13 protein-coding genes are annotated in these 22,049 nt (G+C 66.3%); 6 read left to right on the forward strand and 7 right to left on the reverse strand.

The window, feature by feature from the left end:
* The 6 genes from R3355_RS07360 to fhuF all read left to right on the forward strand — a co-directional run.
* On the forward strand, nucleotides 1-4,570 hold a 4,570-nt coding region (locus R3355_RS07360; protein WP_318960680.1), incomplete at its 5' end, for a non-ribosomal peptide synthetase.
* The gene (locus tag R3355_RS07365) at nucleotides 4,567-9,951 is read left to right on the forward strand and encodes a non-ribosomal peptide synthetase (protein WP_318960681.1); all 5,385 of its coding nucleotides are present in this window, start codon (nucleotides 4,567-4,569) and stop codon (nucleotides 9,949-9,951) included. The genes R3355_RS07360 and R3355_RS07365, both read left to right, overlap by 4 nt.
* Nucleotides 9,952-10,071: 120 nt before the next feature.
* Nucleotides 10,072-12,306, forward strand: a complete 2,235-nt coding sequence (locus R3355_RS07370; protein ID WP_318960682.1) for a TonB-dependent siderophore receptor — start codon at nucleotides 10,072-10,074, stop codon at nucleotides 12,304-12,306.
* Nucleotides 12,296-13,312, forward strand: a complete 1,017-nt coding sequence (locus tag R3355_RS07375; RefSeq protein WP_318960683.1) for a GNAT family N-acetyltransferase — start codon at nucleotides 12,296-12,298, stop codon at nucleotides 13,310-13,312. Before R3355_RS07370 ends, R3355_RS07375 begins: the two co-directional genes overlap by 11 nt.
* A 111-nt stretch (nucleotides 13,313-13,423) precedes the next feature.
* Nucleotides 13,424-14,734 carry a lysine N(6)-hydroxylase/L-ornithine N(5)-oxygenase family protein gene (locus R3355_RS07380; protein ID WP_318960684.1) on the forward strand — a complete coding sequence of 437 codons (1,311 nt, stop codon included), beginning with the start codon at nucleotides 13,424-13,426 and terminating at the stop codon, nucleotides 14,732-14,734.
* 13 nt (nucleotides 14,735-14,747) lie between these two features.
* Nucleotides 14,748-15,494: a siderophore-iron reductase FhuF gene (gene fhuF, locus R3355_RS07385; RefSeq protein WP_318960685.1), complete on the forward strand. Its 747-nt coding sequence runs from the start codon at nucleotides 14,748-14,750 to the stop codon at nucleotides 15,492-15,494.
* A 114-nt stretch (nucleotides 15,495-15,608) separates the two neighbouring features.
* On the opposite strand, the gene fhuB is transcribed toward fhuF, so the two are convergent.
* The 7 genes from fhuB to R3355_RS07420 all read right to left on the reverse strand — a co-directional run bounded on the left by fhuB (nucleotide 15,609) and on the right by R3355_RS07420 (nucleotide 22,037).
* Complete coding sequence (gene fhuB / locus R3355_RS07390; RefSeq protein WP_318960686.1) at nucleotides 15,609-17,618, reverse strand: Fe(3+)-hydroxamate ABC transporter permease FhuB; 2,010 nt, start codon at nucleotides 17,616-17,618, stop codon at nucleotides 15,609-15,611.
* Nucleotides 17,611-18,471, reverse strand: a complete 861-nt coding sequence (locus tag R3355_RS07395) for an ABC transporter substrate-binding protein (RefSeq protein ID WP_318960687.1) — start codon at nucleotides 18,469-18,471, stop codon at nucleotides 17,611-17,613. Before R3355_RS07395 ends, fhuB begins: the two co-directional genes overlap by 8 nt.
* The gene (locus R3355_RS07400) at nucleotides 18,471-19,232 is read right to left on the reverse strand and encodes an ATP-binding cassette domain-containing protein (RefSeq protein ID WP_318960688.1); all 762 of its coding nucleotides are present in this window, start codon (nucleotides 19,230-19,232) and stop codon (nucleotides 18,471-18,473) included. Before R3355_RS07400 ends, R3355_RS07395 begins: the two co-directional genes overlap by 1 nt.
* 436 nt (nucleotides 19,233-19,668) lie before the next feature.
* On the reverse strand, nucleotides 19,669-20,196 hold the full coding sequence (locus tag R3355_RS07405) for an Hsp20/alpha crystallin family protein (protein ID WP_318960689.1): 528 nt from the start codon (nucleotides 20,194-20,196) through the stop codon (nucleotides 19,669-19,671).
* Nucleotides 20,197-20,255: 59 nt separating this feature from the next.
* A complete protein-coding gene (locus R3355_RS07410) occupies nucleotides 20,256-20,633 on the reverse strand; it encodes an Hsp20/alpha crystallin family protein (protein ID WP_318960690.1) in 378 nt (125 codons plus the stop codon).
* Between the two features lie 24 nt (nucleotides 20,634-20,657).
* Nucleotides 20,658-21,110, reverse strand: a complete 453-nt coding sequence (locus tag R3355_RS07415) for an Hsp20/alpha crystallin family protein (protein ID WP_318960692.1) — start codon at nucleotides 21,108-21,110, stop codon at nucleotides 20,658-20,660.
* A 291-nt stretch (nucleotides 21,111-21,401) separates the two neighbouring features.
* Nucleotides 21,402-22,037 (reverse strand): RluA family pseudouridine synthase, encoded by a 636-nt coding sequence (locus R3355_RS07420; RefSeq protein WP_318960693.1) that lies wholly within the window; start codon nucleotides 22,035-22,037, stop codon nucleotides 21,402-21,404.
* Nucleotides 22,038-22,049 lie beyond the last annotated feature (12 nt).

Consider the following 22,049-nt stretch of genomic DNA (forward strand, 5'->3'; position numbering starts at 1 on the left):
GCATCCGCTTAATCTGGCCTATCTGATCTACACCTCAGGCTCCACCGGCCAGCCCAAGGGTGTGGCGGTCAATCACGCCGGCCTGAGCATGCATGTGCAGTGCATCGGCCAGCGCTACGGCATGACCCCGGAGGATGTGGAACTGCATTTCGCCTCGATCAGCTTCGACGGCGCGGTGGAGCGCTGGACGGTGCCGCTGGCCTTTGGCAGCCGCCTGGTGATTCGCGATCAACAACTGTGGAGCGCCGAGCAGACCTGCCAGGTGCTGCAGGACGAAGGCGTCACCATCGCCATCTTCCCGCCCAGCTATGCGGTGCAGCTGCTCGACTGGATCGAGTCGCAGGCGCTGACGCTCAATGTTCGTTCCTGGACTTTGGGTGGCGAAGCCTTTACCCGGGAAACCTACGAGCGGATGCAGCGGGTGTTGAAACCCACCCGCATCGTCAACGGCTATGGCCCGACCGAAACCGTGGTCACGCCGCTGATCTGGGAGGCCTTCGCCGGCGATGAGCTGGAGGCTGCCTACGCCCCCATCGGTACCCCGGTCGGTCCACGGCGCTGCTATGTACTGGATAGCGAACTCAACCTGCTGCCGATCGGCGTGGCCGGCGAGCTGTATATCGGCGGCGAAGTGGGCCTGGCCCGCGGTTATCACCAGCGCCCGGACCTGACCGCCGAGCGCTTTTTGCCCGATCCCTTCGGTGAGCCCGGCGAGCGGATGTACCGCAGCGGCGACCTGGTGCGCTGGCGTGAAGACGGTGCCCTGGATTACCTCGGCCGGGTCGACCATCAGGTGAAGATCCGCGGCTTCCGTATCGAACTGGGCGAAATCGAAAGCCAGTTGCTGGCCCATCCGCACGTCGCCGAAGCGGCGGTGGTGGCCCGCGATACGCCGAGCGGCAAGCAGCTGGTGGGTTATCTGGTCGGCCGCGGCGAGCTGGACCTGAACGCAATCAAACAGCAGCTGGCGGCGCAGCTGCCGGACTATATGCTGCCGGCACAACTGCTGCAGCTGGACAGCCTGCCGCTGACCCCCGCGCGCAAACTGGACCGCGCCGCACTGCCGGAGCCGCAATGGCAGAGCGCGGACTACCAGGCACCGCAGGGCGACAACGAACGCCTGCTCGCCGCCATCTGGCAGCAGGTGCTGGGCGTGGAGCGGGTAGGGCGCAGCGATCACTTCTTCGAGCTGGGCGGTCATTCGCTGCTGGCCACCCAGGTGGTCTCGCGCCTGCGCGCCGAGCACGGCCTGGCGCTGCCGCTCAAGGCGCTGTTCGAGGCACCGCTGCTGGTGGCTTGTGCTGCTCAGCTTGGCCAGCCAAACCCGCAGTTGCCGAGCATCCGCGCGTTGCCGCGGGGTGCGGATCTGCCGTTGTCCTACGCCCAGCGCCGCTTGTGGTTCCTCGCCCGCCTGCAGCCGGACAACACCGCCTACCATATGCCGGCCGGGCTGGCGCTGTACGGCCGCCTCGACCGAGGCGCGCTGCAAGCCAGTTTCGATGTGCTGGTGGCCCGTCACGAAGCGCTGCGCACGCGTTTTGTCGAGGTCCAGGGCGAGGCGCTGCAGCACATCCTGCCGGCACAGCCGCAGATAATCGTGCGGCACGATCTGCGCGAACTGGCGGCCCACAAGCGCGACGCGATGGCCAAGGCAATCGGCCGGCAACTGCTGGCCCAGCCCTTCGATCTGGCCCGCGATGCGCTATTGCGCGTGGCTCTGCTGCGCCTCGGCGATCAGGAACACCGGCTGCTGCTGGTGCAGCACCATATCGTCTCCGATGGCTGGTCGATGCAGCGCTTTATCGCCGAGTTCAGCGCGGCCTACGCGGCCTTTGTCGAAGGCTCGCAACCGACGTTCGCGGCCCTGCCGGTGCAATACGCCGACTATGCCCATTGGCAACGCCAGTGGCTGGCCAGCGGCGAGCGCGAGCGGCAGTTGGCGTACTGGCGCGAGGCTCTGGGCGAGCATCAGCCCCTGCTCGAACTGCCCACCGATCACCCACGCCCAGCGCGCACCGGACTGCGCGGTGCGCGTCTGCGCTTTAGCCTGCCGCAAGGCCTGACCCGCCAACTGCGCGCCCTGGCCCAGCGGGAAAACGCCACGCTGTTCGCCCTGTTGCTGGCGGCCTGGCAAAGCCTGCTGCACCGCTACAGCGGCCAGGACGATATCCGCGTCGGCGTGCCGGTGGCTGGGCGCAGCCTGCTGGAAACCGAAGGCGTGCTCGGCTGCTTCGTCAACACCCTGGTGCTGCGCGGCGCGCCGGCCGGTAACAAGCCGTTCCGCCAGTTGCTCGGCGAATTGCAGCAGGCCAGCCGCGACGCCCTGAGCCATCAGGAGCTGCCGTTCGAGCAACTGGTCGAGGCCCTGCAGCCGCAGCGCAGCCTTAGCCATCACCCGCTGTTCCAGGTGTCTTTCAACCATCAGCAGCTCGACTTCAGTGCCCTCGGCAACTGGCCCGGCCTGCGCGTCGAACCTTTCGACCCGGGCGCGGCCGGTGCCCAGTTCGACCTGGCCCTGGACACCGAGGAGGGCGTCGACGGCAGCCTTGGCGGCTTTATCAGCTACGCCTGCGAGCTGTTCGAACCGCGCAGCATTGCGCGCATGGCGCGGCACTTCCAGCGTCTGCTCGAAGGCCTGTGCGCCGCGCCGGATCAGGCCATCGGCCTGCTGCCGCTGCTGGAGCAGGAAGAGGAGGCGCGCATCGCCGCCTGGAACCATAGCGAGCGCGATTACGGTGCCTTCGTGCCGGTCACCGAGCTGATCAGCCAGCAGGCGGCGCGCACCCCGGACGCCACAGCGCTGCTGATGGCCGAACAGCGCCTGAGCTACGCCGAGCTGGAGGCGCGAATCAACCGCCTGGCCAACCGCCTGCGCCGGCGCGGGGTGGCCAAGGGCAGCCTGGTCGGCATCAGCCTGGAGCGCTCGCTGGAGCTGGTGATCGGCCTGCACGCCATCGTTCGTGCCGGGGCCGCCTATGTGCCGCTGGACCCGGAGTACCCGGTCGAGCGCCTGGCTTATCTGCTGGAGGATGCCGGCGTCGAGCTGCTGCTTAGCCACAGCCTGCTGCTGGCCGAGCTGCCGCTGCCGGCGCAGGTGCGCACCCTGTGTCTGGACCGCGAGGATTGCAGCGACGAATCGGCCCAGGTTCCTGCGCTGAAGCTGCACCCCGACGACCTGGCCTATGTGATCTACACCTCCGGCTCCACCGGCAAACCCAAGGGCGCGGGCAACAGTCACGCTGCCCTGGCCAACCGCCTGCTGTGGATGCAGGAGGCCTACCGGCTGGATGGCGGCGATACGGTGTTGCAGAAAACCCCGTTCAGTTTCGACGTTTCGGTGTGGGAGTTCTTCTGGCCGCTGATGAGCGGCGCGCGCCTGGCCGTCGCCGCGCCGGGTGACCATCGTGACCCGCAGCGTCTGCTCGAGCTGATCCAGCGCCATAAGGTGACCACCCTGCATTTTGTCCCCTCGATGCTGCAGGCCTTTGTCGGCCATCCGCAGCTCGAGGCCTGCAGCAGCCTGCGGCAGATCGTCTGCAGTGGCGAGGCGCTGCCGGCCGAGTTGCAGGCGCGGGTGTTCCAGCGCCTGCCGCAGGTTCAGCTGTACAACCTGTATGGGCCGACCGAGGCGGCCATCGATGTCAGCCACTGGACCTGCGTCGACGAAGGTCGCCACGCGGTGCCCATTGGCCGGCCTATCGCCAACCTGCGTCTGCATGTGCTCGACCCGCAACTGAGCCGGGTGCCGGTGGGCGTGCCGGGTGAGCTGTACCTGGCCGGTATCGGCCTGGCCCGCGGTTATCACGGCCGCCCCGAGCTGACTGCCGAACGCTTTGTGCCCGATCCCTTCGGCCCGCCGGGCGCGCGTATGTACCGCAGCGGCGACCTGGTGCGCTGGCGCGAGGACGGTGCCATCGACTACCTGGGGCGCATCGACCATCAGGTGAAGATCCGCGGTTTCCGCGTCGAACTGGGTGAAATCGAGGCGCTGCTGCTGGCCCAACCCGGCGTCGCCGAAGCGGTGGTGGTGGCGCGCGATACCCAGCTCGGCAAGCAGCTGGTGGCCTATCTGGTGGCGGACGCGGTGTCGGCCGAGGCCGATGACGCCACCTGGCTGGCCGAGCTCAAGGCCGCGCTGAAAACCCAGCTGCCCGAGCATATGGTGCCGGCCGCCCTGGTGCGCCTGGCGCATATGCCGCTGTCGCCCAACGGCAAGCTGGAGCGCCGCGCACTACCCGAGCCGCAGTGGCAGGTGCGCGAGTATCGGGCACCGGTCGGCGAACTGCACGTAGCTCTGGCAGCGATCTGGCAGACCCTGCTGGAAGTGCCGCGGGTCGGTCTCGACGACAACTTCTTCGAGCTAGGTGGGCACTCGTTGCTGGCCACCCAGGCGGTGGCGCAGATCCGTCAGCAGCTCGGCCTGGAAGTGCCGCTGCGGGCCTTCTTCGAGTTGGACAACCTCGCCGCCCTGGCGGAATCGCTGCAGCAACAGGCCCCGCAAAGCGCCGGGCAGGACGACGATGCGCTGCGCGAAATGGCCGCACTACTGGATGAATTGGAGTCGCTGTGAGCAATCCCCTGATCGACAAGGCCGCCCTGGCGCGGCGCTTTCTGGCCCTGGGCGCGGCCGAGCAACGGCGCTTTCTCGAACTGCTGCAGGCCAAGGGCATCCGCTTCGAGCTGCTGCCGCTGGTGCCGGCACCGCGGGGCGAGCGCCTGCCGCTGTCCTTCGCCCAGCAGCGCATGTGGCTGATCGGCCAGCTGGAGCCCGACAGCAGCGCTTATCACATGGTTGGCGCATTCAGCCTGGAGGGCGAGCTGGACCGCGCGGCGCTGATCGGCGCGCTGGAGCTGATCCTGGCGCGGCACGAGGCGCTGCGTACGCGCTTTGTCGAAAGCGACGGTCAGCCCTGTCAGGTGATCGATCCGCCCGGCGCATTGGCGCTGGAGGAGCGCGACCTGCGTGGCGAGCCGCAGCAGCTTGAGGCCGTGGCCCGCGAGCAGGCCGCGCGCGCCTTCGACCTGGCCCGCGGGCCGCTGCTGCGGGTGCAGTTGCTGCGCCTGGACGACCAGCAATGGCGCTTGCAGGTGGTCACCCACCATATCGTCTCCGATGGCTGGTCGATTGGCGTATTCAGCGCCGAGCTGGCCCAGGCCTATGCGGCGCTGTGCCAGGGCCAGCCGGCGAACCTGGCCGAGCTGCCGGTGCAGTACGCCGATTTCGCCATCTGGCAGCGCGCCTGGCTGGAGGCGGGCGAGGGCGCGCGGCAGTTGCACTACTGGCGCGAGCGCCTGGGCGGTGAGCAGCCGGTGCTGACCTTGCCCTATCGCCAGGCGGCCGGGCAGATGCGTCATGCAGTGCGCCTGGGCCAAGCCTTGCCGGCTGGGCTGTCGGCGCGGCTGCGCGCCCTGGCCCAGAGCGAAGGGGCGACCCTGTTTCAGCTGTTGCTGGCGGCTTTTCAACTCTTATTGGCGCGTTACAGCGGCCAGCGCGATATCCGCGTCGGGGTGCCGGTGGCCAACCGGCAGCGCGGCGAGATCGCGCCGCTGATCGGCTTTTTCGTCAACACCCAGGTGCTGCGCGCCGAACTGAGCCCGCAGCAGTCGTTTCGCACCTTGCTCGCCCAGGTGCGCCAGCGCGCCCTGGAAGCCCAGGAGCATCAGGACCTGCCATTCGATCAGCTGGTCGAGGCCCTGGCCCCCGAACGCAGCCTCGGCCAGACGCCGCTGTTTCAGGTGCTGTTCAACCACCAAAAGCGCGACCTCGGTGCCCTGGCCCGGCTGCCCGGCCTGCGCCTGACGCCCCTGGCCCAGGATGTGCCGCACGCGATTTTCGACCTGGCCCTGGACAGCGAGGAAGACGCCGATGGCGAGCTGCGTCTGGTCTTCACCCATGCCCGCGAACGCCTGGACGCTGCCCTGGTGGCGCGTATGGCCAGCCACTTTATCGGCCTGCTCGAGCAGCTGTGTCAGGCCGCGGACCTGCCCCTGGCGCGCCTGCCGCTGCTCGACGACGAAGACCAGCAACGCCTGACCGCGTGGAACCAGTGCCAGCAAGCCCATAACCCAGCGCGCCTGCTGCCCGAACTGATCGCCGAGCAGGCCCGTCTGCGCCCCGAGGCCATCGCCCTGGTGCATGGCGGCGAGCGTCTGAGTTATGCCGAGCTGGAAGCCCAGGCCAACCGCCTGGCCCATCTGCTGATCGAGCGCGGCGTAAGTCCGGAAGCGCGGGGCGGCCTGTCGCTTGAGCGCGGTAATTCGATGATCGTCGGCCTGCTGGCCATTCTTAAAGCCGGCGGTGCCTTTGTGCCGCTGGACCCTGGTTATCCGCGCGAACGCCTGGCCTATATGGTCGAGGACTCGGGCCTGAAGTGGCTGATTACCAGCAGCGATCTGGTTGGTCGTTTGCCGGACGTGGACACGCTATGTCTGGATAGGCTCGACCTGTCCGCCTACAGCAGCGAAGCGCCGGCTGTTGAAGTGCATCCGCTCAATCTGGCCTACCTGATCTACACCTCCGGCTCCACCGGCCAGCCCAAGGGTGTGGCGGTCAATCACGCCGGCCTGACTATGCACGTACAAACCATCGGCCAGCGTTACGGCATGACCCCGGAGGATGTGGAACTGCATTTCGCCTCCATCAGCTTCGACGGCGCGGTGGAGCGCTGGACCGTGCCGCTGGCCTTTGGCAGCCGCCTGGTGATTCGCGATCAGCAGCTTTGGAGCGCCGAGCAGACCTGCCAGGTGCTGCAGGACGAAGGCGTGACCATCGCCATCTTCCCGCCCAGCTATGCGCTGCAGTTGCTGGACTGGATCGAGTCGCAGTCACTTACGCTTAATGTTCGTTCCTGGACCCTGGGCGGCGAAGCCTTTACCCGCGAGACCTACGAGCGTATGCAGCGGGTGCTAAAGCCCACTCGCATCGTCAACGGCTACGGCCCCACCGAAACCGTGGTCACGCCGTTGATCTGGGAAGCCTTTGCCGGCGACCAGCTGGAGGCTGCTTACGCCCCCATCGGCACCCCGGTCGGGCCGCGGCGTTGTTATGTGCTGGATAGCGAACTTAATCTGCTGCCGATTGGGGTGGCTGGCGAGCTGTATATCGGTGGTGAAGTCGGCCTGGCCCGTGGTTATCACCAGTGTCCGGATCTCACCGCCGAGCGCTTTTTGCCCGATCCCTTTGGCGCGCCGGGTGAGCGGATGTACCGCACCGGCGATCTGGTGCGCTGGCGTGAAGACGGCGCGCTGGACTACCTGGGTCGGGTCGACCATCAGGTAAAGATCCGCGGTTTCCGTATCGAACTGGGCGAGATCGAAAGCCAGCTGCTGGCCCTGCCACAGGTCGCCGAAGCGGCGGTGGTGGCCCGCGATACGCCGAGCGGCAAGCAGCTGGTCGGCTATCTGGTTGGCCGCGGCGAGCTGGACCTGAGCGAGATCAAACAGCAGCTGGCCGCGCAGTTGCCGGACTATATGCTGCCGGCGCAGCTGATGCAGCTGGACAGCCTGCCGCTGACCCCGGCGCGCAAACTGGACCGCGCCGCATTGCCGGAGCCGCAGTGGCAAAGCGCGGACTACCAGGCACCGCACAGCGACAACGAACGCACTCTCGCGGCGATCTGGCAGCAGGTACTGGGTGTGGAGCGGGTAGGGCGCACGGATCACTTCTTCGAATTGGGCGGCGATTCTATCGTTGCGCTGCAGGTGGTTAGCCGGTCGCGCCAGCAGGGCCTGGCGCTGGCCCCGCGGGATCTGTTCCAGCAACAAACCCTGGCCGAGTTGGCAGCGGTTGCGCGGCCGGCGAGCGAGTCGACCCAGGCCCAGGGGCCGGTCAGCGGCGAGTTGCCGCTGACGCCGATCCAGGCGCATTTCTTCGCCCTGAGCCAGGCCGAACCGGCGCACTGGAACCAGTCGCTGTACCTCGAGGTGCAGCGCCCACTCGACCCAGCGCTGCTTGAGCAGACATTGCAGGCGCTGGTGCTGCATCACGACGCCTTGCGCCTGCGCTTCGCCGAGGGCCGCCAGTGGTATGCCGCCCACGATGCCTTGACCACGCCGTTATTGCTCAGCTGTGAGGTTGGCTGCGACGCTGAGGCCGAGATGTTGTGCAACGAAGTGCAGCACAGCCTGAATCTGGCCGACGGTCCACTGCTGCGTGCGCTCTATCTGCGCCAGGCCGGTCAGGCGGATCGGCTGTTGCTGGTGATTCATCACCTGGCCGTGGACGGCGTGTCCTGGCGTGTGCTGCTGGAGGATCTGCCGCGCACCTACCAGCACCTCGCCGCCGGTCAGCCGCTAGTATTGCCGGCCAAGACCTGTTCCTACCAGGACTGGGCCGAGCATCTGCAAAGCTGGGCACGCAGCGAGCAGGCCGCCGCCGAACTGGACGACTGGTGCACGCGCCTGTCTGGTCCCGACCAGCCGTTGCCCCAGGATCTGCCGGCGGCCACGGCGACCTTCGGTGAAAAACGCGAGGTGCGCATCGGCTTGGATCGCGCCAGCAGCAAACGCCTGTTGACCCAAGTGCCGAGCGCCCTGGGCGTGCGGATCAACGACCTGCTGTTGACTGCCCTGACCCGCACGCTCTGCGCCTGGAGCGGGCAGGGTGCGCTGCGGGTCAATCTGGAAGGGCATGGCCGCGAACCGCTGGCCGCCGGGCTCGACCCGAGTCGCACCCTGGGCTGGTTCACCAGCCTCTACCCGTTGCGTCTGCCCCATGTCGGCGACCTGCGCGAGCAGTTGTCCGGCGTGCAGGCGCACCTGCAGCAAGTCGCCAACGGCGGCGTCGGTTACGGCGCGCTGCGCTGGCTCGGCGAGCCGGCCGCACAAGCCGCCCTGGCGGCCTTGCCGCAGGCACAGGTGACCTTCAACTACCTCGGCCAATATGCCGGCGGTGAAGCCACCGGCTGGTTCCGCCCGCTGGCGGGCGGTGGCGCGCAACAGGCGGCCGGCAACCCCCTGGGCAGCTTGCTCACGGTCAATGGCCAGGTGTTCGACGGCGAACTCAGCCTGGTCTGGGAGTACGCGCCCAGCCAATTGCACGAAAGCACGGTGCAGGCGCTGGCCGCGGCCTATCGCGCCGAGCTGCTGGCGCTGCTCGACCTGGCCGGGACGGCAGCAGGGGCAGGCCCGGCGCCATTGCTGCAACTGTCGCGACAGAGCCCGTCGGCCGCGCCCTTGTTCTGCCCGCACCCGGTCACCGGCCGGGTCACCGGCTACCAGCCGCTGACGGCCAGGCTGGAAGGCCAGCGCGCGGTATTCGGTTTGCAGTGCCGCAGCTTTGTCGACTCCGAATGGCGCGACGCGAGCCTGGGCGAGATGGCCGATGCTTATCTCGCCGCCTTGCTGCGCCAGCAGCCCGAGGGACCCTATCACCTGCTGGGCTGGTCCCTGGGCGGCAGCCTGGCGCTGGAACTGGCCGCGCGCCTGGAAGCCCGCGGCCAGACCGTGGCCTTTCTCGGCCTGCTGGATTGCTATGTGCCCGGCACGGAAATTCCCGAGGACGACAGCCGCCATCCCCAGGCCCGCGCACGTCTCGGCGAGCACCTGAGGTTGCTGGTGCCGGAACTCTCGGCAGGGGCGCTGGACGATCTGCTGGCGCGGCTCGAGCCGCTGCCACCGCTGGATTGGCCCCTGGCCTGCAAGCAGTGGCTGCTGGGGCAGGGGCTGGATGCCGTGGCCAGCCAGAGTCTGCAGGAGCTGCTGTTCGCCTGGTCGGTCGAGCAGCAGATGCGCCGCCTATGCGCCGGTTATGCCTTGCCGACGGTCAAGGTGCGTCCGCATTGCTGGTGGGCGAGCCGGCCGGAAGGACGCGCCGCGCTGCTGCAGCAGGGCCTGGAACGGGCGCTCGGCGGCGCCGCCAGCCATAGCCTGATCGAGGCCGACCACCTGGGCATAGTGCGCTCGCCGCAGACCCTGGAGCAGGTAAGCCGCTACCTGGCGGCGCTGAGCTGAGGGCCTGGGGGAAAATATATCGACGAATCGCTAAATTTTCTGCGCCGGCATTCGTCTTAGTGGTGGAAGTTCTAGTTAATGAGAACAATTCTGATTAGTATTTTATCTGGGGAGTGTTTGATGCAGCGCTTAGCGAAGTACCGGTTGTCAAAGTGCCCATTCAACAAGGCGCAGCTGCCGCTGGCCATGGGCTATGCCCTGGCATTATTGGCCAGCCCGCTGCAGGCGGCGGATGAGCCCGTCGAACTGGAGAGCATGCGCATCACCGGCGAGCTGGACAGCCCGGTCGGCGAAGACCAGGGCTATGTGGCGAAGAACAGCCGCAGCGCGACCAAGATCAACACCCCGCTCAACGAAACCCCGCGCTCGGTTTCGGTGGTCACCCAGGAGCAGATGGACGACCGCAACGTACAGACCGTCAGCGATGCGCTGCGTTATGTGCCGGGCGTTCAGGCGGGCTTCTATGGCGAGGACAACAAGCAGGACTGGTTTATCATCCGCGGCTTCAAGCAGGCCAACAACGGCTTGTTTATGGACGGCTCGCGCATCTACTCCAGCGCCTTCTACAGCTGGCAGATCGACCCCTTTATGCTCGAACGTATCGAGGTGCTCAAGGGCGCGTCCTCGGTGCTCTACGGCCAGACCCCGCCTGGCGGCCTGATCAATCTGCAGAGCAAGCGCCCGAGCGCCGAGCATAAGAATGAAATTGGCGTTCAATACGGCAGCTACGAGCGCAAGCAGCTGAGTCTGGATGTGGGCGGCAAGCTCGACGAGCAGGGCGACCTGCTCTATCGCGTGGTGGCCCTGAGCCGCGACACCGGCACCCAGGTCGACGATGTGGACGCCGAACGCCTGCTGCTGGCCCCGTCGCTGACCATGAACTTCGATGCCGATACTTCCCTGACTCTGCTGGCCAGCTTCCAGAAGGACAACTCGGACCCGCAGCTGCAGTTTCTCCCTTCCAGCGGCACCATCGCCCCTAACCCGAACGGCAAGATCGATAGCGATACCGCGGTCGGCGACCCCGGCTACGAGAAGTTCAACCGCACCCAGTACACCCTGGGCTACGAATTCAACCATCGCCTTAGCGATGCCTGGGATTTCCAGCAGAACCTGCGCTACGGCCATATGGATCTGGAGCTGCGTCAGCTCTACAGCCTCGGCTATGTCAACGATTCCTTCCCCGGTCTCGACCCGAGCCAGCGCCTGATCGCCCGTGGCCTGACCTACCGCGACGGCCAGGCGGACAACGTTTCGGTGGACAACCGCCTGCTCGGCAACTGGATCGGCAATGGCTGGGAGAACAGCCTGCTGCTCGGCGTCGACTACCAGCAGCTGAAGATCGACGATCGCAGCCCGGCCAGCGACGCCGGTTTCCCCAGCGTGCCGTTGCTGGACATCTACAACCCCAAGCATGCCGGCCCAGTGACCTTGCCCATCGTCGGCACCATTACCCCGACCTATGGTCAGGCGATCGATCCCGGCGCATTGCAGCGCAAACAGACCCGCGCCGATCAGATCGGTTTTTACTTCCAGGAGCAGCTCAAGCTCGATGACCGTTGGGTCTTCCTGTTGGGAGGGCGTTACGACAAGTCGCGCACCGATTTCGACAATGACAGCACCGGTGTCGGCTTCAATGTCCGCGACGAGGATTTCACCTGGAGCACCGGTGTTGCCTATATCTTCGACAACGGCCTGACGCCCTATGCCAGCTATTCCGAATTCTTCCTGCCGGTTACCGATCTGAATACCAGCACTGGCGAGCCGTTCGAGCCGGAGCAGGGCGAGCAGAAAGAGTTGGGCTTGAAGTATCAGCCGCCAGGGTTCGATGGCTCGTTCAACGTTGCACTGTTTGAGCTGACCCAGGAAAACGTCCGCAAAACCCTGACCGGAGGGATTCAGACCCAGCTGGGCGAGGTGCGCAGCCGCGGCATCGAACTGGAAGCCCAAGCCAACGTGACCGAGAGCCTGAGCCTGGTGGCCAGCTATACCAAGCTCGACCCGGAGACCACCAAAACCACCCGCGCGGCGGAAAAAGGCAAGACCCCGGCCAACGTCGCCGACGAGATGGCCTCGATCTGGGCGCGTTACCGGGTTCGTGGCGGCGCGCTCGATGGCTTGGCCTTCGGCGCAGGCGCCCGGCACACCAGCTCCAGCTATGGGGATAACAGCGAAACCCTGGAAGTGCCGTCCTACACCATCCTCGATGGCATGGTCAGTTACGACTGGGACAACTTCCGGGTTCAGCTCAATGCCAACAACCTGACCGACAAGGAATACATCACCGCCTGCGACTACTACTGCTGGTACGGCAACCGTCGCAATGTTATCGCCAGTGCCAGCTATGCCTGGTAAGCCGCCCCGCAGCCTGCCGTTGCCCGATGGGCAGCGCCTGAGCCTGGCCGACGATGGCGATTGCCTGGCCCTGCGCCTGGACGAGCAGCCGCTGCTGCGGGCCCGCCGCCTGCAGCACGGTGCCCGGCAAGTGCTGCAACCTGTGGAACTGCCCTTGCAGGCCCAGGCCGCAGCCCTCGAACTGCTGGCATACGCTTGCTTCGCCGGCGATGCCGCCTGCCAGACCGTGGTGTTGATGCTCGACGCAGTCGACCCGGCGCTGCTGGCGCGCGGCTTGCTGGTGGCAGGCGACGCAGAAGGTCTGTGGCTGATCGAGCGCAGCATGTTCTGGCAACTGTCGGGGCGCTTTCTGCGCGCGCCGGCCAGCGCCGGTTATCCGCAGAGCCTGGTCATGCATCCGAGCGGGCGGCGTCATCCGCGGCGCGCGCCTAAGCCGGCCGGCGAAGTCTATCGACGTTTCGATGCCTGTATCGGCTCGTGGATTTCCCTGCGCAGCCTGGATGTCGAGGGCGATCTGCAGCGCTTCAATCGCTGGCAGAACCACCCGCGGGTGGCGGCATTCTGGCAGGAGCAGGGCGATCTCGAGCAGCATCGCGCTTACCTCGAAAGCCTGGCCGCCGACCCGCGGGTGTTGACCCTGGTCGGTGCCTTCGACGAGCAGCCCTTCGCCTATTACGAAGCCTATTGGACCAAGGAGGATCGCATCGCGCCCTTCTACCCGGCCGAGGACTACGACCGCGGCATCCATATGCTGGTCGGCGAGGATGCCCACCGCGGCCCGCACAAGGTCGCCGCCTGGCTCGGCGCCCTGGTGCATTACCTGTTTCTCGACGAGCCGCGCACTCAGCGCATCGTCTGTGAGCCGCGCGCTGACAACGCACGGATGATCCAGCACCTGCAGGCGCTGGGTTTCGCCAAGCACAAGGAGTTCGACTTTCCGCATAAACGCGCCGCGCTGATGGTGCTGGAGCGGGAGACTTTTTTTGCGCGCTGCCCGCTCTGCTGAGCTGAGGCGTGCCGCAATAACACGAGCCGCGCATAACGCGGCCACTGATGAGGTTAGGCGGGACGCACGGCGTCCCATTACCAGCCACAGACCACAGAATCGGTGCCAGACATGAGTATTGAAACACTGGAATACGACGTAATCGGCCTGGGTTTCGGCCCGGCCAACCTGGCCATTGCCGTAGCCCTGGAAGAGGACCGACGGGTGCGCGAAGGCGGCCTGCGCTACTGCTTCCTGGAAAAGAAGCCGGCCTTCGAATGGCACGGCGGCATGCTGCTGGAAGACAGCCGCATGCAGATCTCCTTCCTCAAGGATCTGGCGACCCTGCGCAACCCGGCGAGCCGCTTCACCTTTATCAATTACCTGCACCAGAAGCGCCGCCTGGAGCCCTTTATCAATATCGGCAGCTTCAATCCCTCGCGCGTCGAGTACAACGACTACCTGGGCTGGGCCGCCGGCCACTTCGCCGAGCGCGTGCATTACGGCGAGGAAGTGATAGCCGTCGAGGCGATCGAGGAGCAGGGCGAGGTACAGCGCCTGCGAGTGATTTCCCGCTACGCCGACGGCCGTACCCGCGCGCGGATTACCCGCAACCTGGTGGTCGGCATCGGCGGCATGCCGGCGATTCCCGAGGCGTTTCGGCCATTGCGCGACGAGCCGCGGGTGATCCATTCCTCGCAGTATCAGGAACGTATCGATAGCCTCCATGGCGATCGCGAGCAGCCCCAGCGCCTGGCGGTGATCGGTTCCGGGCAGAGCGCGGCGGAGATCTTCAGCGACCTTACCGGGCGCTTCCCGCAGGCCGAGGTTTCCCTGATCATGCGTAGCCAGGCGTTGCGTCCGGCGGACGACAGCCCCTTCGTCAACGAGATTTTCGACCCCTCGTACACCGACCTGATCTACCAGCAACCCCATGCCGTGCGCCAGGAGCTGATCCGCGCCCACGCCCATACCAACTATTCGGTGGTCAATCTGGACCTGATCGAGCGCATCTACCAGGGCTTGTATCAGCAGTCCATCACCGGACGCAGCACTCAGCGGCTGCTCGCCAACCGGCATATCCATGGGGTCGAGGTCGGCGCCGAGGGCATTCGTCTGAACCTCAGCGACAGTCACCGCGGGCACAACGAGGTGCGTGAGTTCGACGGCGTGGTGCTCGCCACCGGTTACCGCCGCGACGGCCATCAACGCCTGCTCGAAGGTGTCAGCCGCTACCTGGCCGCAGGCGAAGTCGAGCGCCACTACCGCTTGCCGACCCAGGCCGGGTTCTTCCCCAATATCTACCTGCAAGGCTGCTGCGAGGCCAGCCACGGCCTGAGCGATACCCTGTTGTCGGTGCTTTCGGTACGCTCCCAGGAAGTGGTGGACGCGCTGCTGGAACAGGGCCGCCGACCGCATACCCCTGCCAGTGCCTGCGCATGACGAGAGACTGCCGTTGATCCCAGCCATTGCTCCGCTGTTTCAGGGCCAGTTCGCCCACTATCGCGACGTGCTGACCCTGAGCGACGATCCCCGCCCGGCCGTGCCGGCGCGGGACTTTGTCGAGCCGCAGCGGCTGGAGGAATGGCTGCTGCGTTTCGGCCCCGAGCATGCCGATGGCGACCGCCGCGCGCTGCTGTCGCTCTGGTCGAAGTACTACTTTTTGCGCCTGATACCGCCTGTTTTGGCGGCAGGCCTGATTCTCAACTGGCGGCTGCCGCTGGATTTCGATGCGATCGAGGTGGTGGTGGGAGCCGATGGCTTGCCCGAAGCCTTCAAGCTGCCTGGCGAGGGCGAGCGCTGGAGCAATCCGCCGAGCGATGGTTTCGAGCGTTTTTCCGGCTTGCTGGACGACAACCTCGCGCCCTTTATCGCCGCCCTCAACCGCTACCGCAAGGTGGCGCCACGGGTGCTGTGGAGCAATGCCGGCAACTATGTCGAATGGTTTATGAGCACCCTGGGCCGTTTGCCGTTTCCCGCCGCGACCCTGGCCCATGGCCATGCGCTGCTGGAAACCCGGCTACGCCCGGACGGCTCGCGCAACCCGCTGTTCGAGCCGGTGCGCTATATCGAGCAGGGCCAAGGCCAGACGCCCTGGCGGCAGCGCCGCACCTGCTGCATCCGCAACCAGTTGGCCATGGAAATGTGCGACAACTGCCCGCACCTCGATTGCCCGCCGGCAGAAGGCGTTGCGCTGGATTGAGGTCAGCCTCCGGATTTCATCCGAGCCAAGAGAACTGCGTAGGGTGGATGACGCTTCACCCATCCACCAACTGCGATGGTGGATGAAAAAGGCGTCATCCACCCTACGACTGGATCAACGCTTACGCAGGCACAGCATAAAGTAGGCACCGCCGACCAGCGAGGCGAGCAGGCCGGCCGGTAGCTGGATCGGGAACAGCAGGTTGCGCCCCAGCCAGTCGGCCAGCACCATCACGGTCGCCCCCAGCAGCGCCGCGCCCAGCAGTTGCGGCAGGGCGCGGGTCAGCCCGAGCAGGCGCGCCAGGTGCGAGGCGAGCAGGCCGATAAAGCTCAGCGGGCCGACGATCAGGGTCGCGCCGGCGGTCAGCAGCGCCGCCAGCAGCAGCAGATAGAAACGGCTCTTGCCCAGGTGCACGCCCAGGGCCTTGGCGCTGCTGTCGCCCAGGGGCAGCAGTTCCAGCCAGCGCGCGCAGGGCAGGGCCGCCAGCAGCAGAAGGGCGGCGCACAGCAGCACGCCGAGGGCCGTTTGCCCTGTCACGAAGTAGGTCGAGCCGGACAGCCAGCTCAGCAGGTTCTGTCCGCGCGGGTCGCCGCCGGCGAGGATGATCACCTGCAGCGCATCGAAAAACGCGCTGATGGCGATGCCGATCAGCAGCACCCGTTCCGCGGCGAAGCCACTGCGTCGGCTCATACCCAGCAGCAACAGCAAGGTCAGCAGCGCGCCCAGGCCGCCGAGGGCGAGCTGCGCCGGCAGCCCGGAGTAGGGCAGCAGAAACAGCACGGCGATCAACCCCAGCGCGGCGCCGGCGCTGATGCCCAGGACTTCCGGGCTGGCCATGGGGTTGCCGGTCAGGCGCTGGATCAGCGTGCCGGCGATGGCCAGCATCAAGCCGGCCGCCGCGGCAGCCGTGACCCGCGGCAAGCGCCAGTCGAGCAGTTGCAGATCGCCGAGCTGCCATTGCCAGCCTTCGAGCCCCTTGCCGATGGCCAGGGCCAGCAACAGGCTGGCGACCAGCACACCGCCCAGTTGCAGCAAACGCAGCGTCGGGCGCGGATAACGCAGGGTTGCCGCGGCGCTTTCGCCCTGGGGTTGGCCGCCGCTCAGTTTTAACCGCGGCAGCAGCCAGAGCAGTAGCGGCGCGCCGAGCAATGCGGTGGCGGCACCGGTGGGGATCAGCTCGGCCAGGCTGCCGGCCAGATACTGGATGCCCAGGTCGGTGACGCACAGCAGCAGTGCGCCCAGGGTCGGTGCCCAGATCAGCCGGGCGCGCAGCGTGCGTGCACCGAGCAGGCGTACCAGAGCCGGTGCGGCCAGGCCGATGAAACCGATCACCCCGACCACGCTGACCACGCAGGCACTGAGGAACACCGCCAGGGTGAGGCTGAAGAAACGCAGGAACTGAATCGGCACGCCGAGGCTTTTCGCGCCATTGTCGTCGAGTTCGAGCAGGCCCAGGGGGCGCAGCAACGGCAGCAGCAGAAGCAGGCCGAGGCCCAGGCGCGGCAGCAGGAAGTCCACGCCGTTCCAGCTGTTCTGGCTCAGTGAGCCCGAGCCCCAGATAAATACCGCGTTCATGTCCTGCTGCTGAATCAGCATCAGGCTGGTGTTCAGCGCGCTCAGGTACAGGCTGACCACCAGGCCGGCGAGGATCAGGGTCAAGGGTGCCAGGCCGCGTTTCCAGGCCAGGCTGAACACCAGCAACGCAGCGGCAGCGCCACCGGCCATGGCCACCCACTCACGGCCGATCAGCAGCAGGCCGGGGGCCCACAGGGTGGCGACCACCAGGGCCAGTTGCGCGCCGCTGGCCACGCCCAGGGTGGTGGGCGAGGCCAGGGGGTTGCGCAGCACCTGCTGCATCACCGTACCGGCCAGGGCCAGGGTCGCGCCACACAATGCAGCCATGCACAGGCGTGGCAGCCAGCTGTAATGCAGCACCAGTTGGCGGATATCGCCGTCGTCCGGTTGCCAGAGCGCCTGCAGCCAGAGGGTGCCGGGCAGGCGCAGGGTCAAATCGTTGATCGCTAGCGCCGCTACGCCGAGCAGGAGCAGGGCGCACAGCCAGAAGGGGCTGGCATTGAAGCCCCGGCGTGGGCCGAGCGGCAGGTGGGCCACCGATTCAGTCATGACCGTACTCCTCGCTCAGACGCTGCTCGAGCAGGCCGGCGAAGCGCTCGGCCGCCAGCAACCCGTTGAAACTCCATACCGGCGCCAGGCCATGGACCCGCTGTTCGCGGACCATGGGCAGGCGTTGCCACAGGGCACTGTTGGCCAGGCCTTGGGCGGTGCCGGGCGGCAGGGGTTCGAGATAGATCAGCGCGGCCGCCGGCTGTTCGGCCAGGCGCTCGATCCCCACCTGGGTAAAGCCCCAGTAGTTGGTCGGACCCTGCCAGGCGTTGCGCAGGCCGACGCGATCCAGCACGCCCTGGTACAGGCTCTGCTTGCCGAACAGGCGTACATGCCGGGCATCGAGAAAGGTGGTGATATAGAACGCCGGCAACGGGTACTGGCTCAGGCGTTGGCGTACCTGCAGCAGCCTGGCGTCGATCCGCTCGATCAGCGCTTCGCCTTCGGTCTCCCGCTCGAGCAGGGCGGCCAGCTCGCGGGTGACTTGTTGTGCGCCGACATAGCCTTCCGCTTCGCGGGTATAGATGGCCAGAGAATGCACCGGGGCGATGCGTTCGAGCTGCGCGCGGCTGGCCGCGAACTGCGGGGTGATCAGGATCAGGTCGGGTTCGAGCTGGCTGAGCAATTCCAGATTGGGCTCGACCCGCAGACCGAGATCGACCACATCCGCTGGCAATGCAGGTGTGCCGACCCAGCGTCGATAGCCTTCGGTCTGCGCCACGGCGATGGGGCTGACGCCCAGGCCCAGCAGGGTTTCGGCGATGCCCCAGTCGATCACCGCGATGCGTTGCGGCGGCGCAGCCTGGGCAACGGAGCCGATCAGCAGCAGGCAGAGCGCAAGCCAGGTGCGCATCAGTTCACCACGGCGATGGGTTGGCCGGCATGCTGCAGCACATTCATGGGGATGCCGTAGATGGCTTCCAGGGTGCTGTCGGTCATCAGTTCCTGCGGCGTGCCCTGGGTCAGCAGGCGGCCGCTGTGCAGCGCGATCAGGCGGTCGCAATAACGGCTGGCCATATTGATGTCGTGCAGTACCACCACCACGCCCAGGTCCAGGCGCTGGCTAAGGTCGCGCACCAGGGCCAGTACCTCCACCTGATGGGCGATATCGAGGGCCGAGGTCGGTTCGTCGAGCAGCAGGTAGCGGCTGTCCTGGGCCAGCAGCATGGCCAGCCAGACGCGCTGGCGCTCGCCGCCGGACAGGCTGTCGACCAGACGCTCGGCGAAGCGCTCGGTATCGGTCAGGCTCAGGGCCTGGGCCACTTTTTCATGATCATTTTGGCTGAAGCGACCGAGCAGGCCGTGCCAGGGGTAGCGGCCGAAACCCACCAGCTCGCGTACCGTCAGGCTGGAAGCCGCCGGCAATTGTTGCGGCAGGTAGGCCACTTCACGGGCAAAGGCGCGTTCCTGCCAGTCGGCGAGGGGTTTGCCGTCCAGGCTCAGGTTGCCATGGCTCGGTGCCTGCTGGCGGGCAAGCAGTTTCAGCAGGGTGGATTTGCCGGAACCGTTGTGCCCGATCAGGCCGACCATCTGGCCGTGGGCGATGCTCAGGTTGAGTGGGTGCAACAGGGTTCGATCGGACAAACTGAAGCTGACGCTCTGCAGGTAGAACATACAAGGCTCCCAAAAACGCTCCTGTGGCGGCGCACAGGGAAAACGCGAACCTTAATTCATAATGCTAATACTTATCAATTGTTATTGGCTTGCGGGCCGTGCGCTGAATCGCGCGCGGCTTCGAGGGCGCGCCAGGGAGCGCCGCTCTGGACACATTGGCAGAGGTGAGCCTGCGGGCTATCACGACCAAGGCAGGATCTACGGGACTGGTTGTCCCGTAGATCCTATGGTCATGTGCAAGCCTCGCAGGACGAAGGAACTGGCGGGGGGCCAGTCCCTGGCCACGATAGAACTCGCTGACAAAAAGCATCGCGGGCATGGCCCGCTCTCCTGCGAAGCACCTGAAAACCCTAGCCCGGATGCAATCCGGGAGCGGTCTTGTGGTCACCGCCGATGCTCCGGATTGCATTGGGTTACCGAACGGCGCCTGTCTTGCTTATTCGCCGCGGACTTCGATGCGCCGGCCGCGGGCATGTTCGGCCTTGGGCAATTCGATGCGCAGCACGCCGTTGCGGTAGCTGGCCGAGGTCTTCTCGGCAAGCACCGGCAAGGGCAGCGGGATGCTGCGATGGAAGCTGCCGAAGGCGCACTGGCGCACGCGATACTGGCCGCTGCCGGATTCCTGCTCGTAACGTTTCTCGCCGCGCACGATCAGCACGTCATTGCGCACTTCTATATCCAGGTCCTGCTTGTCCAGGCCGGGGACTTCCAGGCGCACGACGAACTTGTCGCTGTCCTCGAACACATCGCCGGCCAGCAGGGCCCAGTTCGCCGAGGGGAAGTCGGTGTGAGCCGCTGACGCCGCCGGGGCCTCGGCCGCTACCTCGGTCGAGGCCTTGTTCCTGGTCGATGGGGTGAAGCGGGTCAGGGCGCCGCTGGTGCGTTCGCGCAAGCTCCGCCAGCCCTCGCCGAGCGAGTGCCAGGTTTCCTCCAGGCCGTGTTTCAGATCGGTAAGCTTTTCCATCGGTTGACCTCCAGAGTGCGGGCGGCCGGGCCAGGCTTGGGCCCGGCCGCTGAGGCAGTTCAGGCGACATTTACCTCGATCTTGCGCGGTTGCGCGTGGGCCTGCTTGGGAATGCGCAGGTTGAGCACGCCATCGCGCAGCTGGGCGTCGATCCGCGAGGTATCCAGTTCCGAGCTCAGGCTGAAGGCCCGGCGATAACGCGACAGGCGCACCTCGGCATACACCGGTTCCATGTTTTCCGGGGTATCGGGGGCTATCTCGCCTTCGATCAGCAGGGTGTCGTTTTCGACCCGCAACTCGAGCTTGTCCTTGGGCACGCCCGGCATGTCGGCGACCAGCAGAATGCCGTCCTTGTTCTCGAACACATCGACCCGCGGCGACAGCGTCTGCAGTTCTTCCGCGGAGTCGCCGCGGCGGACTACTTGTTTCTCGGTCATCGCAGTTTCCTCCTTAGCGAAATGTCATTGGATAGTGATGCGCTTGGGTTGGGCCGACTCCTGACGCGCCACCTTGATGTGCAGCACGCCATTGCGGTAGTGCGCCTCGACCTTGTCCGGATCGGCATCCTTGGACAGGTTTACGGTGCGCTTGAAGTGCCCGCTGAACCGCTCGTTGGAATAGACCGACAGGGTGCCGTTGTCTTGCGGCTCGGCGCTGACGCGCTCGCCGCTGATCGACAGCAGGCCGTGGTCGATCTGGATATCCAGTTTGGCCGGGTCGAGGCCCGGGGCGAAGGCGTAGACCTCGATCGTCCCAGGGGTGCTGCCGACGTTGATGTTCGGGAAGGCACCACTGGCAAGCGCCCGAATGCTGCCCGGTCGGCCGAGATTGGCAAACTCTTGCTGCAAATCCTGCTGCAGCCGTTCGAACTCGGCGAGCAGGCCGCCCGGGAAGTTAAACAGGGATTCGTACATCGCAAACCTCCTGTGGTGAGTTGACCAGAGACATGTTTGCGGGGCTCGAGGCCGAGGCTTCAGGCCCCGTCGAAAAAAATATGTTGGCGGCCAAGTACGGCTTCAAGGGCGGTTTTAAGAACATTATCGAATGATAGGTAGGCGCAGCATCCAGGTTGCGGGCATAAGTACGGCGATGTGGTGCCTGGCAACGATCATCGGCCTACGCCAGTCGGGTAGGGTGCGCCGTGCGCACCGGCGTTCGAGACTATGGTGCGGGGGTATTGGTGCGCGCGGCGCACCTACGTGAGGCTAAAACGGTGCGGGGCAGTCGAAGCGCAGGCGTTCGCCGCTTTGCGGGTGGCTCAGGGCGAGCATGCAGGCGTGCAGGCACAGGCGCGGGTAGGCGGCCAGGGCCAGGGGCGGGGCGTAGAGGGCGTCGCCGAGCAGCGGGTGGCCGATCGACAGCATGTGCACGCGCAGCTGGTGCGAACGGCCGGTGATCGGGGTCAGTTCGACCCGGCTGTAGTCGCCGCAGCGTTCGAGCACGCGCCAGTGGGTCAGGGCGTGTTTGCCGACCTCATGGTCGACCACATGCCGCGGCTTGGTCGGCGGGTCGTAGCGCAGTGGCAGGTCGATGCTGCCGCTGTCCTGCTCGGGCTGGCCCCAGCACAGGGCGATGTAGGCTTTTTCCGTCTCGCGGTCGTGGAACTGGCGCGACAGTTCGCGGTGGCTGTCGACGTCGCGGGCCAGGACGATGATGCCCGAGGTCTCCCAGTCCAGGCGATGGACGATGCGCGCCTCCGGGAAGCCGTTATCCTGCAGGCGGGTGACCAGGCAGTCCTTGTTGTCCTCGGCGCGGCCGGGCACCGAGAGCAGCAGGGTGGGCTTGTTGATCACCAGCAGGGCGGCGTCCTGGTGGAGAATTTCTACTTGGCTGAGCGGCATGGGCTTCTTGGC

Source organism: Pseudomonas sp. (genome assembly GCF_033723075.1).
Classification (GTDB): Bacteria; Pseudomonadota; Gammaproteobacteria; order Pseudomonadales; family Pseudomonadaceae; genus Aquipseudomonas.